The organism is Lederbergia sp. NSJ-179 (genome assembly GCF_022867885.1).
In the GTDB taxonomy this organism is placed as follows: domain Bacteria; phylum Bacillota; class Bacilli; order Bacillales; family Bacillaceae_C; genus Lederbergia.
In genome coordinates this window covers 1-17448 of record NZ_JALIFP010000001.1, presented here as the reverse complement: position 1 = coordinate 17448, position 17448 = coordinate 1, and the positions used below count along the sequence as shown (strand labels likewise).

Annotated in this window: 16 protein-coding genes, 3 pseudogenes and 1 riboswitch; of the genes and pseudogenes, 5 read left to right on the top strand and 14 right to left on the bottom strand. The window is 39.0% G+C overall.

What is annotated here, in order from left to right:
• Window positions 1-43: 43 nt before the first annotated feature.
• From MUB24_RS00095 to MUB24_RS00085, 3 pseudogenes are all read right to left on the bottom strand, one after another.
• Window positions 44-1153 (bottom strand): annotated as a pseudogene (locus tag MUB24_RS00095) (vitamin B12-dependent ribonucleotide reductase); the annotation flags it as partial.
• 251 nt (window positions 1154-1404) lie between these two features.
• Window positions 1405-2049: pseudogene (locus MUB24_RS00090) on the bottom strand (vitamin B12-dependent ribonucleotide reductase); the annotation flags it as partial.
• 308 nt (window positions 2050-2357) lie between these two features.
• Window positions 2358-3161: pseudogene (locus MUB24_RS00085) on the bottom strand (ribonucleotide reductase N-terminal alpha domain-containing protein); the annotation flags it as partial.
• 350 nt (window positions 3162-3511) lie between these two features.
• Between MUB24_RS00085 and MUB24_RS00080 the strand changes: the two are divergent.
• On the top strand, window positions 3512-3907 hold the full coding sequence (locus MUB24_RS00080; protein ID WP_244699564.1) for a rhodanese-like domain-containing protein: 396 nt from the start codon (window positions 3512-3514) through the stop codon (window positions 3905-3907).
• Between the two features lie 204 nt (window positions 3908-4111).
• Window positions 4112-5401 (top strand): Rpn family recombination-promoting nuclease/putative transposase, encoded by a 1290-nt coding sequence (locus MUB24_RS00075; RefSeq protein WP_244699562.1) that lies wholly within the window; start codon window positions 4112-4114, stop codon window positions 5399-5401.
• Window positions 5402-5474: 73 nt separating this feature from the next.
• On the opposite strand, the gene gcvPB is transcribed toward MUB24_RS00075, so the two are convergent.
• From gcvPB to gcvT, 3 genes are read right to left on the bottom strand one after another with little or no spacing between them, the layout of a single operon-like run.
• Window positions 5475-6932, bottom strand: coding sequence for an aminomethyl-transferring glycine dehydrogenase subunit GcvPB (gene gcvPB / locus MUB24_RS00070; protein WP_396426683.1), 1458 nt, complete (start codon window positions 6930-6932; stop codon window positions 5475-5477).
• Window positions 6907-8274 (bottom strand): aminomethyl-transferring glycine dehydrogenase subunit GcvPA, encoded by a 1368-nt coding sequence (gene gcvPA, locus MUB24_RS00065; protein ID WP_244699559.1) that lies wholly within the window; start codon window positions 8272-8274, stop codon window positions 6907-6909. The genes gcvPB and gcvPA overlap by 26 nt, the downstream gene beginning before the upstream one ends.
• Before the next feature lie 17 nt (window positions 8275-8291).
• Window positions 8292-9398, bottom strand: coding sequence for a glycine cleavage system aminomethyltransferase GcvT (gcvT, locus tag MUB24_RS00060; protein WP_244699557.1), 1107 nt, complete (start codon window positions 9396-9398; stop codon window positions 8292-8294).
• A 129-nt stretch (window positions 9399-9527) separates the two neighbouring features.
• Window positions 9528-9619: riboswitch (glycine riboswitch) on the bottom strand.
• 134 nt (window positions 9620-9753) lie between these two features.
• Between gcvT and MUB24_RS00055 the strand changes: the two genes are divergently transcribed.
• Together MUB24_RS00055 and MUB24_RS00050 are read left to right on the top strand one after the other, a co-directional pair.
• Window positions 9754-11439, top strand: coding sequence for a DEAD/DEAH box helicase (locus MUB24_RS00055; protein ID WP_244699554.1), 1686 nt, complete (start codon window positions 9754-9756; stop codon window positions 11437-11439).
• A complete protein-coding gene (locus MUB24_RS00050) occupies window positions 11426-12220 on the top strand; it encodes a YqhG family protein (protein ID WP_244699551.1) in 795 nt (264 codons plus the stop codon). The genes MUB24_RS00055 and MUB24_RS00050 overlap by 14 nt, the downstream gene beginning before the upstream one ends.
• Before the next feature lie 48 nt (window positions 12221-12268).
• Here MUB24_RS00050 and MUB24_RS00045 read toward each other — a convergent pair whose 3' ends face one another.
• The 8 genes from MUB24_RS00045 to comGA all read right to left on the bottom strand — a co-directional run bounded on the left by MUB24_RS00045 (window position 12269) and on the right by comGA (window position 16845).
• Window positions 12269-12442: a YqzE family protein gene (locus MUB24_RS00045; protein ID WP_244699549.1), complete on the bottom strand. Its 174-nt coding sequence runs from the start codon at window positions 12440-12442 to the stop codon at window positions 12269-12271.
• A 67-nt stretch (window positions 12443-12509) separates the two neighbouring features.
• On the bottom strand, window positions 12510-13253 hold the full coding sequence (locus MUB24_RS00040; RefSeq protein ID WP_244699546.1) for a shikimate kinase: 744 nt from the start codon (window positions 13251-13253) through the stop codon (window positions 12510-12512).
• A complete protein-coding gene (gene comGF, locus MUB24_RS00035) occupies window positions 13250-13714 on the bottom strand; it encodes a competence type IV pilus minor pilin ComGF (protein ID WP_244699543.1) in 465 nt (154 codons plus the stop codon). Before comGF ends, MUB24_RS00040 begins: the two co-directional genes overlap by 4 nt.
• Window positions 13686-13991, bottom strand: coding sequence for a hypothetical protein (locus tag MUB24_RS00030; RefSeq protein WP_244699540.1), 306 nt, complete (start codon window positions 13989-13991; stop codon window positions 13686-13688). The genes comGF and MUB24_RS00030 overlap by 29 nt, the downstream gene beginning before the upstream one ends.
• Window positions 13981-14424, bottom strand: coding sequence for a competence type IV pilus minor pilin ComGD (gene comGD, locus MUB24_RS00025; RefSeq protein WP_244699539.1), 444 nt, complete (start codon window positions 14422-14424; stop codon window positions 13981-13983). The genes MUB24_RS00030 and comGD overlap by 11 nt, the downstream gene beginning before the upstream one ends.
• Window positions 14421-14702: a competence type IV pilus major pilin ComGC gene (gene comGC, locus MUB24_RS00020; protein WP_244700488.1), complete on the bottom strand. Its 282-nt coding sequence runs from the start codon at window positions 14700-14702 to the stop codon at window positions 14421-14423. Before comGC ends, comGD begins: the two co-directional genes overlap by 4 nt.
• A 66-nt stretch (window positions 14703-14768) precedes the next feature.
• Window positions 14769-15782 carry a competence type IV pilus assembly protein ComGB gene (gene comGB, locus MUB24_RS00015; RefSeq protein WP_244699536.1) on the bottom strand — a complete coding sequence of 338 codons (1014 nt, stop codon included), beginning with the start codon at window positions 15780-15782 and terminating at the stop codon, window positions 14769-14771.
• The gene (gene comGA, locus MUB24_RS00010; protein WP_280516804.1) at window positions 15748-16845 is read right to left on the bottom strand and encodes a competence type IV pilus ATPase ComGA; all 1098 of its coding nucleotides are present in this window, start codon (window positions 16843-16845) and stop codon (window positions 15748-15750) included. Before comGA ends, comGB begins: the two co-directional genes overlap by 35 nt.
• 237 nt (window positions 16846-17082) lie before the next feature.
• On the opposite strand from comGA, the gene MUB24_RS00005 reads away from it, so the two are divergent.
• On the top strand, window positions 17083-17328 hold the full coding sequence (locus MUB24_RS00005; protein ID WP_244699533.1) for a DUF2626 domain-containing protein: 246 nt from the start codon (window positions 17083-17085) through the stop codon (window positions 17326-17328).
• Window positions 17329-17448 lie beyond the last annotated feature (120 nt).

Below are 17448 nucleotides of genomic sequence, written 5' to 3'. Positions count from 1 at the left end.
ATAAAAACTCCCGAATGAATGCACATTTGGGAGTTTTTTTCGGTTATAAACCACATTTTAATTGGGCGTTACAATTGTCACAAGTATGACAGCCACCAATTTCTTTGACATGTCCTTTACGGCAGACTGGGCAAATGTCACCAATTTCAGAGCCAAAGGCACTTGTTGAACGGAGATCTTGAATGGTATCCACTAGCACGACTGGTTCACTAAACTGTAACTGCTCACTCGTCTCCATTGTATTATCTTCTGCTTTCAATGTAAGGACCTGAGAGTCACGGCTTCCGTCAACATACACCGTTCCGCCTTTCGCTCCTCCTCGATAGAGTCGCTCATAAACCTTTTGCACTTGTTCGACTGTATAACCTTTCGGCGCATTGACTGTTTTTGAAATCGAACTATCGATCCACCGTTGTATCACACATTGCACATCGGCATGGGCTTCAGGTGCTAGACTCATCGATGTAACAAACCATTCTGGTAAATGGTCTGGATCCACATCAGGATTTGCTTGCAAATATTCCTTCACAATATCGGCTTTGACTTCAATAAACTTTCCAAGACGGCCACTGCGATAATACGTAAAAGAGAAATAAGGTTCTAAACCTGTACTTACGCCAATCAAAGTACCAGTGGATCCAGTCGGAGCCACAGTCAGTAGATGTGAGTTACGAATACCGTATTCTAAAATATCTTTCCTTATATCCTCCGGCATCCGTTTCATATAACCTGTTTCAATAAAGGCTTGACGTAATTGATTCGTTTCTTCCTCAGTCTCCCCTTGTAAGAATGGGAAACTGCCTTTTTCTTTGGCGATTTCAATCGATTCGCGATAAGCTTCTGTCGCAATCGTTTTAAACACTTGATCAACGAGCTTATTTCCTTCGGCTGATCCATATTCCTTTTCACAATAGATTAAAAGATCCGCAAGCCCCATCACACCAAGACCGACACGTCTTTCACCAAGTGCTTGTTTTTTATTGTCTTCTAAGAAATATGGGGTTGCGTTAATGACGTTATCCTGCATTCTTACACCGATTTTTACCGTTTGTCTTAGTTTTTCAAAATCAACAGTTTTCTTTTCTTTATCTGCCATATTCGCTAGATTAACAGCCGCCAGATTGCAAACAGAATATGGTGCGAGTGGTTGTTCCGGATTTATTGTTAACCTAAAGGCTTTTTATCCTTTAGTTCTTACAGTTGAGTTCCTGTAAGTTCAGCATATATTTTCATTATCAATTATAATGTTGCGGTCTCGTGGCAAGATTATATTCTGCTCAAATCACGAACAGTTTCACCTGCTATGCGTTGCCCCTGACTAAAGTTTTACGTTTAGCCTTCGGTTCGGATTAGCGTCTCAGCCTTCCCGCTTTATCCCGCAATGTTTAGCGTGAGGCGAACTCCACCACACGGATTTGTTGCAACAACTTTTTGTCCGTATGCTTTCGCATTGGTCATTTCATTCGCATTATCGATGAAGAAAATGCCTGGTTCTGCTGAATATGTGGCACAAATATTAATCAGATTCCACAGCTCTTTTGCTTTGATTTTTCGGTATGTACGTAGTTTATGACCAAGTTTTTCCCATTCACGTACATCCCCAACCTTATGCCACTCTTCATTATAAATCTTCATGGCTTCTTCATCGTAATTTTCCACATCTGGAAAACGCAGCTCATATTCCTTATCATGATCGACAGCTTCCATAAATTCTTTTGTCAAACAGACCGATATATTCGCTCCAGTAAGAAATTCGGCGTTATGCACAGAATACGTTCCGCCTTCATTTAGCTTTTCCTCTGCTTCGCGGAAAATTGCTTCATCAAAGCCACCATATCCCGGCATATTACGATAGTTCAGAATTCCTTGATACATAGCTTCTTCTGTTTGTGTTAATGGCGTAAATTTCAGCTTATCTCTGGCATGTTTTTTAACAATAGGATCTTCCGTATTTTCAATTAAAAATCTTAAAATTCGTGGGTTTTGCATTTTGGAAATGATAAATTCAATAATGTCGGGATGCCAATCCGCCAACATGATCATCTGAGCCAATAATGTTTCGTTGATTCGTTGGATCAACTCTCTAAGTCACCCTAGAGTTCAGACCATATCTTACACTCATCTGAGTGTCCTCGCACTTCGGAATCACTTGATTCCTACTCTACTCGCTTCCACATATTGTGTGCTTTCGATGGTCGTTGAACCTTCGCCATGTAACAGGCGCTTGGCTGCTGATTGTCTTTGTCCCCTTACTGTTTTCTAGCCTTCACGCTTACTGTTTCCAGTTACGTTGTAGCCAGCAAGTCATTTAAAGAGTTCCCAGCAATTCACGAGGTTTATTTAGAGACGAGGCACCTTATGCGAATACCACGTCTTGATCCACCTTGTTCTACTAAATGGGTGAGCTTTGCAATATCATCAAGCCAGGAAACAGATCCAGATGATTTTCCATTCACACCACGGGCAAGTGTATTCCGCGGTCTTAGAGTGGATCCGTTTGTTCCGACTCCCCCGCCTCTACTCATAATTTCCATTACCTGCTTCCGATGTTCGGAAATGCCTTCCCTAGAATCTGGGACAAAAGGCATCACGTAACAATTAAAATACGTAACGTCCGTTTCAGAGCCCGCTCCATATAAAACCCGTCCCGCCGGAATAAAATTCAAGCTGGAAAGTTCCCGATAAAATTTTTCAAACCATTCTTTTCTTTTTTCTTCTGTCACTTCCACGGCAGCCAAACCGCTCGCATTTCTTTTCGTAATTTGTTCATAAAAAACTTCCAACGGTTTTTCGATGACATCAAGAGGACGAACGATGAGTCCAGTCTTTCTTTCTTCCGCCTCATCCAAAGAATGACGAAATTCTTCTTCAACAAGTACTTTTGCCGTATTCGCTTCCCAGTCAATCGACTGGATAAAACCAAGCCCTCTTGCCGGAAATTTCGGATCTTCTTTAATCGTTAATACGACAAAATCACCAGCAGCTAAGGTTATCTTTTCTGTATCTTTGAATGCGTATCGATCAATCATAACAAGTCTAGATACTCCCTTATGTGTGATCTTCATGTCGGCTGTAATGGGATATACTTGGTGAAATTGTCGAATATCCTTATTCAATCTTTCCATATTCAAATCTGAATATTGTTCATAGACGGTGGTCATGATCTTATCTCCTCTCTGCTCTTTCAGAGTTACTTTTCAGCCTTCCATTCACTCAAAACACTATATATTGCTTCTATACCATTATCATCACACAATATATTGTAAATCAAGTAAAAAGGGTTTAATCCCTTATAGGTTGGTTTTAATCCCTTATAGGTTGGTTTTAATCCCTTATAGCGAAGTTTAATCTCTTATAAGCCTTCCATAAAGATCATTTTGGGAGAGTTTCTCGATTTTGGGTCTTATAATCCTTTTATAAAGCCTATTTTTGAAATAAAAATTTTGATAAAGGCCGCCTTGAATAATATAATAAAAGTTAGGGTTGTTTACTAGAGGGGGGAAGAAAAAAATTGACAGCTTTATATACGTTACTTATTATTTTGGGAATCCTTATCATATTTTCCCTATATAATTATTTTCATCAAAAGAAAATTTTAAAAACACTTTCAGAAGAGGAATTTCGTGCTGGCTATCGAAAAGCGCAATTGATTGATGTGCGCGAAACGAATGAATTTGATGCCGGTCATATTCTAGGTGCTCGCAATATCCCGGTTTCCCAATTAAAAAACAGAATGAAAGAAATTCGTCCCGATAAACCGGTGTATCTTTATTGCCAAAGTGGCATGCGCAGTGGGAGAGCCGCACAAATGCTTTACAAAAAAGGATACAAACAGCTTTTCCAACTACAAGGTGGCTTCAAAAAATGGACAGGGAAAATAAAAACGACGAAAAAATATAACAGCTAATACAAACACCGCAGATAACTTTATTTTCTGCGGTGTTTCTAAAACCAATCAGATGAAATATTGAGCAGGTTCGACTAACAAATGGTTTTCTCACATCTACCCAATTTTTAAATCAAGAACACTTGTTTTGTAAAAGAGATCTGTTATACTATCTTTAGATACTCTTCCTTGTCAGTCCTCATCATATACAAAGGACGTGTTCTCATGGCATTAGCGGAATTATATTATGAAAAACCTGCCGAATTTACCATAGTGAGTCAAGTGAGAGAAAAACCCAATAACTATAACAAGCAGCCACGGAAAACAAGGGAGAGTGCAAGAACAAGATTACTCAAACAGATACCTCTGGAAAAATTAATGGATTTGAAGATTGATTACGCTTTCAAACAACTCTTTGGAAGTGAAAAAAATAAGAAGATCACCATCATATTTTTGAACGCGATTTTGCAAAAAACAGGTAGGAATCGAATCAAAGATATCCTTTTCACCAATATCGAGGCAGGTGGAGAATATGCGGATGATAAGCAGTCGAGACTAGATCTGTTGGTTGTGACAGATGCGGATGAACAAATTAATGTGGAAGTTCAATTCACGAATAAATATAATATGATTAAACGTTCTATTTATTACTGGGCTGGTGTATATAGAAATCCTTTTACAAGAGGGATGGATTATCATGAATTACAGCCAGTGATCGCGATAAATATTCTGAATTTCAATCTACTGCCCCAAACAGAGCGCTTTCATACCTCTTTCCATTTATATGAAGATGATGAACATTTCAAGTTAACTAATACAATGGAATTTCATTTTATTGAAATGACCAAGCTAATACAAGCTTGGCAAGAGGATAAGCTGGATCCGTGGAATGATGTGTTAGCTAGGTGGCTTCTCATGCTCGGTATGGTAGATCATCGAAACAAGAAAGTTTATGATGAAATATACAAAGAATTGGAGGAAATCGCCATGAAAGATGAGGCACTACGCGACGCTTTTGAAAGCTGGACAGAATTGAGTATGGATCATGAACAATGGCTTGCTTACGAATCGCGTCTAAAGCGTGTGATGGATGAAGAATCGTTTCGAAACAATATGGAAGCCATGAAACGAGAGATTGAGCAGGGGCAAAAAAAGATTGAACATGGAAAAAAAGAGATTGAACATGGGAAGAAAGAACTTGAACATGGGAAGAAAGAACTTGAACACGGGAAGAAAGAACTTGAACATGGGAAGAAAGAACTTGAACACGGGAAGAAAGAACTTGAACACGGGAAGAAAGAGCTTGAACAAGAAAAACAGGATCTCCAGCAAAAAGAAAAAGAGTTAAGACAGAAGGAGAAGGAAATTAGTCAAAGAGAAGAGAAATGGAGAATAGAACAAAAAGACACAGCTTTACGTCTTATTAAAAAAGGATTGGACATTGAATTTGTCGCCGAATCGACTGGTTTGGATATAGAGGAAGTCGAAGTAATTCGTAACAGGCATGCAAAATAAATGAGAGAACAGAACCAGTTAGAAGGGATCCTCCCTTTCTAACTGGTTCTTTATTTTCTGCGGTGTTTCTACATTATCCTTCTTTTCTATAACGCAATACAGGCTTTCTAGCCGCCTGAGTTTCATCTAAGCGTTTGACAATCGTTGTATGTGGTGCTTCCTGGACAATTTCTGGATTTTCTTCTGCTTCTTTAGCGATTTGAATCATGACATCAATAAAAGCATCTAATGTTTCTTTTGATTCTGTTTCTGTCGGCTCCAACATCATCCCCTCTTCGACAATAAGGGGAAAATAGATTGTTGGCGGATGGAAGCCAAAATCTAATAATCTTTTTGCGATATCCAATGTCCGAACACCTAATTTTTTCTGCCGCTTCCCACTTAAAACAAATTCGTGCATACAATGGCGATCATAGGGCAAATCAAAGTAATCCGCAAGCTTTCGCATCATATAATTTGCATTTAAAACCGCATATTCGGAGACAGCTTTTAACCCATCCGCTCCCAACGACCGAATATACGTATAAGCTCGGACATTAATGCCAAAGTTTCCATAAAATGGTTTTACACGGCCGATTGATTGAGGGCGATCATCGTCGAAAACAAATTGATCCTTCTTTTTCGTCAAAATTGGTTTGGGCAAAAACGGAATGAAATCCTCTTTCACCCCAACTGGTCCTGATCCTGGACCTCCGCCGCCATGTGGGCCCGTAAATGTTTTATGAAGATTTAAATGAACGACATCAAATCCCATGTCACCCGGCCGGACCTTCGACATCACCGCATTCAAATTAGCCCCGTCATAATAAAGCTTTCCGCCAGCTTTATGAACAATTTCCGCCATTTCTAAAATTCGTTCTTCAAATAATCCCAAAGTGTTTGGATTTGTCAGCATTAGCGCCGCCGTATCTGATCCTACTAATGTTTTCAGATCCTCAATATCCACTAATCCATCTGGACCTGACCGAACTGTCACTGTCTCAAATCCTGCAACCGTGGCAGAAGCTGGATTTGTGCCATGCGCGGAATCCGGTACAATCACTTTTGTCCGCTCAAAATCACCGTTCGCTTCATGAAATGCGCGGATCATCATCAAACCCGTCCATTCTCCATGAGCGCCTGCTGCTGGCTGCAGCGTTACTTCATCCATACCGGTAATTTCAGCTAAATGTTCTTGTAAATCGTACATAAGTTCCAAGGCCCCTTGAACAGAAGACTCAGGCTGATAGGGGTGAATAGAAGAAAAGCCCGGAAAACGAGCCACTTGCTCATTGATTTTTGGATTATATTTCATTGTACAAGACCCAAGCGGATAAAAGCCAGAATCAACCCCATGATTATGAGTGGAAAGCTCTGTAAAATGGCGGATGATATCAAGCTCAGATACTTCTGGTAGTTCTGGAGCCTGTACACGAATGTATTCTTCAGGCATATTTTCCCTTACATCCACTTCTGGCACATCTAGTGCAGGAAGACTATAGCCAATCCTTCCAGGTGTCGATCGTTCAAAAATTAATGGAATTTGACTCACAGATATCCCCCATTTCCTTTGCAAAATCTTCTAGCTCTTCTCTTGTTCTAAGTTCTGTAACGGCAATCAACATATGATCTGCCAGTTCAGGATACTCCCGTCCTAAGTCATAGCCGCCGATGATCCCTTGCTCCATCAGCTTTTTATTCAAATCACGGACAGAGGTTTTTATATTGACAACAAATTCATTAAAATGCGGACCGTGGAAAGGCAGCTCAAACCCTTTCTCTTTAAAAATTTCCATCGCAAAATGAGTTTTTTGCCAATTTTGATGAGCCATTTCTTGGACACCTTGTTTACCAAGTGCTGAGAGTGCCACAGAGGAGGCTAAAGCATTCAACGCTTGATTCGAACAAATATTGGATGTCGCCTTATCACGGCGAATATGCTGTTCACGCGCTTGAAGTGTCAAGACAAAGCCGCGTTTTCCATCTTCATCAACCGTTTGACCGACAAGCCTGCCTGGTATTTTTCGCATTAGCTTTTCCGTGACGGCAAAATAACCGCAATGTGGACCGCCGAATGAGGCGGGAATCCCAAATACTTGCACATCCCCTACAACGATATCCGCCCCAAATGTCCCTGGAGGCGTTAATAATCCTAAAGCAAGTGGATTACTAGAGACAATGAACAGTCCTTTTTGCTCATGGATCAGTGGTTCTATCTCTTTTAAAGGCTCCACTTGACCGAAAAAATTAGGGTACTGAATAATAAGTCCGGCCACATCTTCATTTAATTCGGCTTCTAAAGCTTCTATATCAGTCACTCCGTCTTTATACGGAATTTCAATAACCTCGATGTTTTGGCCTTTTGCATAGGTGTGTAAAACAGCACGTGATTCAGGATGAACGGTTTTCGAGACAAGAATTTTTTTCCGCCGTGTTTGGCCTGCACATAGCATGGCTGCTTCAGCCAATGAGGTTCCTCCATCATACATGGATGAATTAGCAACCGCCATTCCAGTTAGCTCACAAATCATTGTCTGAAACTGAAAAATAGCTTGGAGCTCCCCTTGCGATATTTCTGGTTGGTAGGGCGTGTAAGCTGTATAGAATTCCGACCGCGAAATAACATGATCAACAATTGTTGGGATGTAATGATCATAGACACCTGCCCCTAAAAAAGAGGTATATTGTTTCGTATCGGCATTTTTAGCCGCCAACCGGCTTAGTTCCCGCAATAGCTCTGGCTCAGATTTTGCTTTTTTTAGCTTGTATTCCCCTTGAAAGCGAACCTTTTCCGGTATAGCAGCAAAAAGTTCGTCAATGGATTGTACACCGATCACTTTCAGCATTTCTTCCTGATCCTGTTTGGTCATCGGCAAATAACGATGCTGTAGCATATTCCTCTTTCTCCCTTCTAATTTCTGGAACGCTTATAAAACGGTGTCGAAATCACTTTAGCTTTCAGCCGTTTTCCACGTATTTCCACTTCTAATTCCGCACCCAATTTGGCATATTCTGTCTGAACCAAAGCGAGGCCCATATTTTTTTTCAAAGTAGGGGATTGCGTTCCTGAGGTCACTATGCCAACTTCCCTCTCTCCCGAATAAAGTTTATACCCATGCCTTGGAATGCCGCGATCGATCATTTCAATTCCGATATTTTTACGCGGAATCCCTTTGGCTTTCTGTGCCTTGAGTGCTGATTTCCCAATAAAATTTGCGTCTTTATTCAACTTAACAGCAAAACCGATCCCCGCTTCAAGAGGGGTGATCTGCGCCGATAATTCTTGCCCATATAAAGGGAGACCTGCTTCAAAACGGAGAGTATCTCTTGCCCCTAATCCACATGGAAGCAAACCATCTTCCTCGCCAACTTCAAGCAATTTCTTCCAAATATCGGGAGCAGCTTCCGACATACAATAAATTTCAAAACCATCCTCCCCTGTATACCCTGTTCGGGAAATTATGGCCGGGCTCCCATTTATATCCACTTGGTTAAAAAATTGAAAAAACTTCAGTGCTTGTATATCTTCGTTCCTCACTAATTTCTGAAGAATACGTTGCGCCTTCGGACCTTGAATCGCTAATAAAGCATATTGATGGGAGACATTGATCACTTCCACCTTTCCTTCTGCATGTTTCCTTAGCCATTCTTCATCTTTTTTTGTATTGGCGGCATTCACGACTAGAAAATATTCAGCTTCTTTGAGTCTGTACACAAGAAGATCGTCGACAACTCCTCCATTTTCATCACACATCGGCGTATACATCGCAGCACCAACTGTTAATTTCGATAAATCATTTATCATCATTTTTTGCAAAAAAGGCAGGCTATCCTCTCCTTTGACGATCAGTTCCCCCATATGAGAAACATCGAATAACCCCGCATTCGTTCTAACCGCATGATGCTCTTTCTTAATACTCGAAAACTGAACCGGTAAATCCCAGCCCCCAAAATCAATTGTTTTTACTCCCATTTCCTGATAAAGCGAATACAAAGGAGTCTTCTTTAAATTGGTCAATGGCCTTTCCCCTTTCTAACAGAGTCGCAAAAAGGACAGAGAAATCCCTTTTACGGATTTCTCTGTCCTTTCACCTGAGAGTTTTTACCCCTTTGGTGGTTCCTATGAATGGAACTCTCTCCAGAGTTGCGTCAAATAAGGGTCTTTTTTGCCTGAGAGATTCACAATCTTGTTGCTTGCTCCTTCGGCGCTGCCTGCGCAGTCTCTCCCCTTATCCTCATTCGCGTAAATATATATCTTCACTTTTTTGGATATACTATAACTAACCGATTGATTGAACCGGTACTAACAAATGTTATCGTACCATCATTTTCATTTTTCATCAATGCTTTTTAACGTTTTACAGGAGGTACGTATGTCAGTAAAAATACAATTCGACCAAAAATGGAAACATAGTTTCATGGAAAAATTAGAAAAAGATGGTCCATGGGCTAATTTTGAATTATTTAAATTGGCTATGAAGACTGAAGAGTATTTAACGATCCCTACCTTTGAGGGATTAGTGGCCCCAAAATACTTGCAACAGTTAAAACCATTACCCCATCAACTAGAAACCGCGCAACAAGTGGTTGAAAATATGAATGGGAAAGCAATTTTGGCGGATGAAGTGGGGCTTGGGAAGACGATTGAAGCAGGATTGATTTTAAAAGAGTATATGATTAGAGGATTGGTCAAAAAAGCCTTAATCCTTGTTCCTGCCTCCCTCGTTTCTCAATGGGTCCTCGAACTAAACGAAAAGTTTCATATCCCGGCGGTGCCACAAAGAAAAAGCTATGTATGGGATCAATATTCCTGTGTCGTTTCTTCCATCGATACAGCCAAAAGAAGCCCCCATAAGGAAATCATTGCGGAACAAAATTATGACCTTATTATCATCGATGAAGCTCATAAATTAAAGAATCCCAAAACAAAAAACTATCAATTTATTCAGTCGCTCAAGAAAAGATTTTGCCTGTTATTGACCGCAACGCCGATTCAAAATAGGATAGAGGAAATTTTTCATCTCGTTTCATTGCTCAAGCCTGGTCATTTAGGATCCGAAAGTGGATTTTTAGAGCAATATAAAAATAATAAACATTCCTCCATTCAACAAGATGAGTATCTAAAAGAATTAGTGAATAAAGTGATGATTCGAAATAGGCGAGGAGAAACAGGTATCGAGTGGCCTGAACGGCAGGTTGAAAGCATTTTGATCGATTTTTCAAAAGAGGAAAAGGAATTATATCAAGCCATTGACACCTTAAAAAATTTGGGAGAGGGTTTTGCCGCGCATGGTTTCTCTCTTCTTACTCTCAAAAGGGAGGTTTGCAGCAGTAGAGAAGCCGTCTTTCTCACATTAAAAAATATGTTAGCGAAAATGGAAACCCCCCCACCAATCGTAATCGAAACGTTAAATACGGTGAAACAAAAAATCGATGCGATTCAACAAAACTCAAAAGCGGAAAAAGCATTGGAATTAATACAAAAGATCAATGATAAAGTGATTATTTTTACAGAATACCGCGCAACTCAATTATACTTACAATGGTTTTTACAAAAAAATGGTATTCGCTCCGTTCCTTTTAGGGGAGGGTTTAAACGCGGAAAAAAAGATTGGATGCGTGAATTATTTAAAAATCATGCACAAGTGCTAATTGCAACAGAAGCTGGTGGGGAAGGGATTAATCTGCAATTTTGTTCCCATATTATCAATTTTGATTTACCCTGGAATCCGATGCGACTTGAACAAAGAATTGGACGAATTCATCGATTAGGGCAAGAAAATAATGTTCGCATCTATAATTTTACGATTAGAGATACGATCGAAGAACATATCTTAAAACTACTTTATGAAAAAATCAATTTATTCGAACGGATCGTTGGAGAACTGGATGAAATTTTAACGAGATTTGATCACTTGAATATGGAGGAATACGTAAAAGACATCTTTCAAAAATCCCGCTCAGAAGGAGAAATGAAGATTAAAATGGAAAACCTCTCTTCCTTAATTCAATTTGCTGACTCTATGGAGAAGGAGGGAACAAACATTGCAGCAGACTGAAATTCATCAATATCTCGAAATATTCTTCCAAGAAAATGATTGCATCATTGAAAAAAATGAACCTGGATTTATGACGGTACAACTTACGGTCGATATGGATAAAGCGTTAATGAATCGCCCTTTTTATTGGACCTATTTAGAAAAAACCGGAGGAATACCGAATCCGATGAAAATTACTTTTATCACAGATCCTAAACAAGCGCCAAAGGATCTAAAAGGTGAAATTATTCATTTCGGGGCTCCTCGCCTCCATCAGCTTTTCCAAACAACCAAACAAATTGCAGGCTATATTCGACTTTATGAAAGTCCAAAAAGGGCGGATCGGACAAGACAAGTTCCCTTACACCCTTGGTTAATGCTGAATATCAAAATCTCTTATGAATGTGACAGAAAGAAAGATGTTCTACGATCACTGGGGTTAAATTTAATCAATGGTGTATTAATCGATCATTTTTTTGAGAAGATGGAAAAAGCCAATCTTCATCCTAAAATCCCTGATTATTGCTTCACGGTTTCCCCGATTATCAAACCAGAGAGTGGTTTAAAAAGGATGGAAGCCTATTTAGAAAAAGAAATATTATCGATGGACCATAACTGGGCAAGAGAGGCGGAATTACGCTGGGAGAAAGATTTACAGCTTCTTAATCATTTTTATGAAGACCAGGAAGAAAAACCAGAAACCTATGAAATAGAAAAGAAAGCACTACAAGAACAATACGAACCGATTGTGCGGATTGAGATCATCAATGGAGGAATCTTTTATTTAAATGCCCTGAATTAACCTATGTATCCAAAAAAAGATAGGCTGACCCATTCACAACGAGTCAACCTATCTTTTAAATATCATTCGAATCGAATAAGGCACTAAGCCAAACCATTGATATAGCTTGGGGGGGCTTGCTTTTTTGCGCTCTAATCTCATTTGCTTCCGTTCTGCTTTTGGTCGTTCAAAATGTTTAATACATGTTTCTGTCATATATTTCATATAATCATCAAACGACATGCACCTTCACCTCTTTACAATCGGAAAATAATGGAAAACCGTCCTATGTAAAGTATAGCCAAGTCATTTATGAAACATTCATTTTTTGAAGGATAGAACGAGCAACTTCCTCAATCGTTAAATCTGTTGTATCAATAATCGCTGTCGCACATTCCAAATAATAAGGTAGTCGATTTTGATACATCTCAGCAATTTCTTTACGTGTTTTGTGATGAATCAGTGGTCTGGAAGAATCTAACCCAATTCGCTCTGCAATGGAATCAGGATGACATTGTAGAAAAAAGGTATTTCCGTTTTTTAATAACTGACGATTCTCCTCTCTTAAAATAATGCCTCCACCTGTAGTAATAATACAGGATTCTTGAGATAACTCTTTTAATACTTGAGACTCCACATCACGAAAATAATCTTCTCCATACTGCTCAAAAATTTGCGGAATCCCCATTTTCATCTTTTTTTCTATTTGTTGATCCGTATCAATCACTGAATATCCACATCTAGCGGCCAATTGTTCACCAACAGAAGTTTTGCCTGCCCCCATAAAACCAATCAAATACAATGATCTTGTCCCCAAATTCTGCTCCCCCTTAGATAGTTCGCTAATCATTATTTTACCATCTAATTCGGTGTCGGGAGAATGAATTTGTTGTAATTGCACCTTTATTTCTTTTTTATAGTATTGTTGCATCTCATTTACATACCCCCATTCCGATAAATAAATATGGACGACTTCCATTAAAAACAACAGGGTGAAGGAACAAATAAGTAAAACGAGCGGATAAATAGCTCCTTTTTGTTGGATTAAAATCATGATTCCTCCCTATTTACTAATAATAAAAATCTAGCTTCATCCTTTACTCCATTAGTAAATTCAATCTCTATCACCATGAATTCCTCATCTATCGAAAAGTTGATTGCTTGGATATTCTGAAGCACAATTTCATGTCCTAAACGATTCACTCGTCTTCTTAACGTGAAACCATAAGGCTCATAACTGATCACTTGATTATTTTTCTCCATCATCAGACTTGTTTTAGATTGTACATTGACTACATGTACCTTCTTTGCCCCCTCCATTTCTTTTCGTATGCCGATGAGGAATAAATTCCATTCATAATCTTGATCAACCTCTATGAGTCCATCCACTGTCTTCAATGTCTGAAAAATAAACGGTATGATCGACATCATGAGCGCCAAAATCATCATTGAAAAAACAGCCTCTAGCAATGTAAAGCCAGTTTGATCATTCCACACATTTTTGATGGTTTTCATACTGAATACACGCTCTCCCATTTCCCGTACTCATTTCTTCAAAGTATAATTCGTATTGAATCCCCTGACTGCTTCTCATGACTCTTTCCGACCGATTCGAAAAGCCATATTGTTCAACATACTCATATAATAAGCGATATCCCATCATTTCCTTTTTCCCTTCAGATAATTTGTTCACCATTGAAAAGACTAGCGGAAACAAAGTCAAACATATTAAAAAGAGAAAGGAAAGGGAAAGAAGCCCTTCCAAAAAGGTAAACCCTTTCTCATTCTTCAATATTAAAACGCCCCTTTCCAATATTAAAAGAAACCTTCACAGTTGTTTGATTATGCTGAAACGTGATGATGCCAAAGGTAGATACATTTCCATCTGGAGTGATCACAAAGCTAGAAATAGTACTTTCCTTTATATAAATAGATGGCGGGAATTTTCGTATAAGAAAAAGTTCGGGTTGTTGTTTTCCAACAAGCATTTCATACTGCTTACTTCCACGAGAAAAACGAACTTGAACCGCTTCTTTTCTGTTTTGCGCGTAGGCATGGGCATAATATAAATCGGATTCAAGCTGGGTAAAAAACAATCTTTTCTGCATCGATTCTGAAAATGACCGAAACATAAAGATACTGAATAAAAGAATAATGGAAATGACTGAAAGGACAATCAGCATCTCGATTAAAGTAAAACCATCCCTTGAACGTACGTATTTCACGAGCCGCCCTTCCCCAAAGCTTTTACTTTCCCATTGGTAATGGTAATATCACTGCCATCCGGGCAACTGACTTTCGCTGACTCAATATATTGCCCTTCTTCCAATTCGGCTAAACTTTGCGGATATCGGTTATTCTCCATATAGTAGGCCTGTGCTTGCCCCTGAAGCATACTGACTAACGCATCACAGCCCTTGTTATTAATGTTCTTATTATGCTTTGTCACATTGGGTAAAGTGATTAATAATATGATTGAGATGACTAATAATACAATGAGCATCTCGATGAGTGTAAAACCTTTCTGATTACGGATATATTTTTTCACTTTTTCCTCTCCTCACCTATATTAAATAGCATCCATCATTTGGAACATAGGAAAAAAGATGGACATATAAATGACTGTCACCATTCCCCCAATAACAATAAAAATAATGGGCTGAATCGTTGACATCAGTTTCATTGTCTTTTCTTCTAGTATCTCTGTACAAATTTGACTATAGTGAAGCAACTCATCCCCCAAACGGCCATTTCTTTCCCCATGTGCAACAATAATCTCCATTTCCTCCGCAATAAAATGTAACTGAGTCAGTGTTCTTGAAAAAGAACTCCCCATTACTAGCTCTTTTTTTAAATACTTTCCTGTTTCCTGCAGCAACGGTCGAAAATTTTGTGATTCCATTATTTTGACAATTTCATTCAATGAAAAACCGTTTTGTAAGAGTAAGCTCCACTCTCTAGCAAAGAAGATGGTTTGATACAGTCTGTAAAAATATTGATAAAGGGGAATGGAGGAAAGAATGGTCGCCGTTTCAAAGGCGGATTTCTTTCGGAAATATCTTTTAATAAGAAAGGCTGCGAGAAGAAAGAAACAAAGGGAGATGGCAAAATACGTTGGGAGATGGTCAATAAGATGGAGAATGAATTGGGTCATCCCATTCGGTTGAAAACCGATTGTGTGATATAGAAGCTGGAATTGTGGCAAAAGCACTGTCTTGAGGATGAGTGCAACAAACACCAGAGCGAAAAGCAAAATAAATGGATATTGCATTAACTTTACGAACTTTTTTCGCTGTTGTTCCTTTTGCAACAAATAATTCCCACTTTCACGAAAGGTCTTTGCTAAAAAACCATGCTTCTCCGCAAAATAAACCATGGCACATGCTTGATTATCAAAATCATGTTTAATGAAAACCTCATGGATCGAACTTCCATTTTCCAGCTCCGTCATCATCGAAGAAAAAAGAGCGTGATGTTTCGCTTGGATATTCATAAAAAATTGAAAGACCTCTACGAATGTATAACCATTTTCTAACATATCACTTCCTCTAATAAAAAATTGTCCTTGATCTTTTAAGGTCATTTTTTTCGTCCACAATCCATTTTTCATATTCTTTGGCTGCAATATAGCCAAACGCTACCCCCTTTGCAATCAGTTTTGGTAATGAATGGGCTGAGGAGAAATGAGCTTCCCCCATTAATTCCTTCATGGCTCCTTGTAAAGACTGACCATGTAAAACCTCATAAACGCCCGTTCTTTTCGATTTTTGCGAACGAATACAATATTTAGAGCACTGAAACCCACAAAAAGGACATTTAAGTGTGACTAATCGTTGTGAGGTAATCGCAAGCAAGGTTTGCTCTAAATCATGTTGTTTGATTCCAAATTCAACTAGCCGATACAGGGCACCTTTTGCATCTCTTGTATGCATGGTGGAAAGTACTAAATGACCTGTCATCGCCGCTCGTATCGCAATCGAGGCCGTTTCTACATCACGAATTTCCCCGATTAATATAACATCCGGATCATGCCTTAAAATAGCCTTTAAGCCATTATGAAAACTAATCCCCGCTTTTTCGTTAATCTGCACTTGCAATAAATCATCATTTTGTCGTTCAACCGGATCTTCTAACGAAATAACTCGTCGATTCAACTGCTTAGAACAATAGTCAGCTAATGTAAACATTGTTGTGGATTTGCCACTGCCGGTTGGACCGGTGAACAAAATAAACCCATGTGCCTGTGTCATGAAACGTTGCAGGATTTGCATACTATTAGGAAAAAGGGATAATTTTTCATGTGAAAGGTTATTTTTGTGGTAGAGAATGCGGATGACAATGCTTTCTTTTGCTTTCGCTGTAGGTAAAGTGGAAATTCGCAATGAAGTTAAAATCCCGGAGAAATGTGCTTGTAGTGAACCACTTTGCGGCTTTCTTTTTTCACCAATATCCATGGAAGCTAAAAATTTCAAATGAGAAATCAATCTTTCTCCCATCTTGATCGGAATTTTTTTATGGGAAGACAGGATGCCGTGAATACGGAACTGGACCAAATAATCATTCGATCGAGGAAGAACATGGATATCTGTGGCTTGATAATACAGGGCCTGCGATAACAGAGATTCTGAAATTTTCTCAATGCTCATTATTCATAAAACACCACCTTTCATACCTTTCTCTATTACTACATTCGACACCCTTTTGCTTTTTCCTGCAAAAACTTTTAAAAAAATATTATTTATGTGAGGAATAAGATATACTAAGGATGGATGGTATGATCACCTAATTGCCACAAAGTTGCTCGCTCATATATTTACTTTTTAATCAACATTCCTTTATAATAAGGTATTGATGGATTATTCGCTGCAAAGGAGGGAATGCATATGGATCGCATGTATAGAGTATTGGGTTTTTGGACCGGTATATTTGCCATTATGCTTTATCTCGGCGATATGGAAAAAACGGCATTATTATTTCTAGGACAAACCGGATTTTTTATTCTTCTCAGTTACTTGAAATTATCTGAACGTATGTATATGTATGTATTCGCCGCATATTTAACCGTATTTATGTGCGGATTTACATACTACACCATGTTCTTAATGCCTCCGGGCGGTGGATTAGGCTAGTAATCGAGTAGGAGGCTAATCATTAATTGATTAGCCGACCTCTCCCACCACCGAACGTACGGTCCCGTATTCGGCGGTTCAGTAACTTGAGTATCGTTGCTCATATAAATGATTGAGATC

Coding starts and splice junctions, on each gene's coding strand:
- comGA (WP_280516804.1), bottom strand. CDS start 16,845: ATGAGCATTGAGAAAATTTCAGAATCTCTGTTATCGCAGGCCCTGTAT.
- MUB24_RS00045 (WP_244699549.1), bottom strand. CDS start 12,442: ATGTCGTTTGATGATTATATGAAATATATGACAGAAACATGTATTAAA.
- MUB24_RS00005 (WP_244699533.1), top strand. CDS start 17,083: ATGGATCGCATGTATAGAGTATTGGGTTTTTGGACCGGTATATTTGCC.
- comGB (WP_244699536.1), bottom strand. CDS start 15,782: ATGACCTTAAAAGATCAAGGACAATTTTTTATTAGAGGAAGTGATATG.
- MUB24_RS00055 (WP_244699554.1), top strand. CDS start 9,754: ATGTCAGTAAAAATACAATTCGACCAAAAATGGAAACATAGTTTCATG.
- MUB24_RS00040 (WP_244699546.1), bottom strand. CDS start 13,253: ATGATTTTAATCCAACAAAAAGGAGCTATTTATCCGCTCGTTTTACTT.
- comGF (WP_244699543.1), bottom strand. CDS start 13,714: ATGAAAACCATCAAAAATGTGTGGAATGATCAAACTGGCTTTACATTG.
- gcvPA (WP_244699559.1), bottom strand. CDS start 8,274: ATGCTACAGCATCGTTATTTGCCGATGACCAAACAGGATCAGGAAGAA.
- MUB24_RS00075 (WP_244699562.1), top strand. CDS start 4,112: ATGGCATTAGCGGAATTATATTATGAAAAACCTGCCGAATTTACCATA.
- comGC (WP_244700488.1), bottom strand. CDS start 14,702: ATGCTCATTGTATTATTAGTCATCTCAATCATATTATTAATCACTTTA.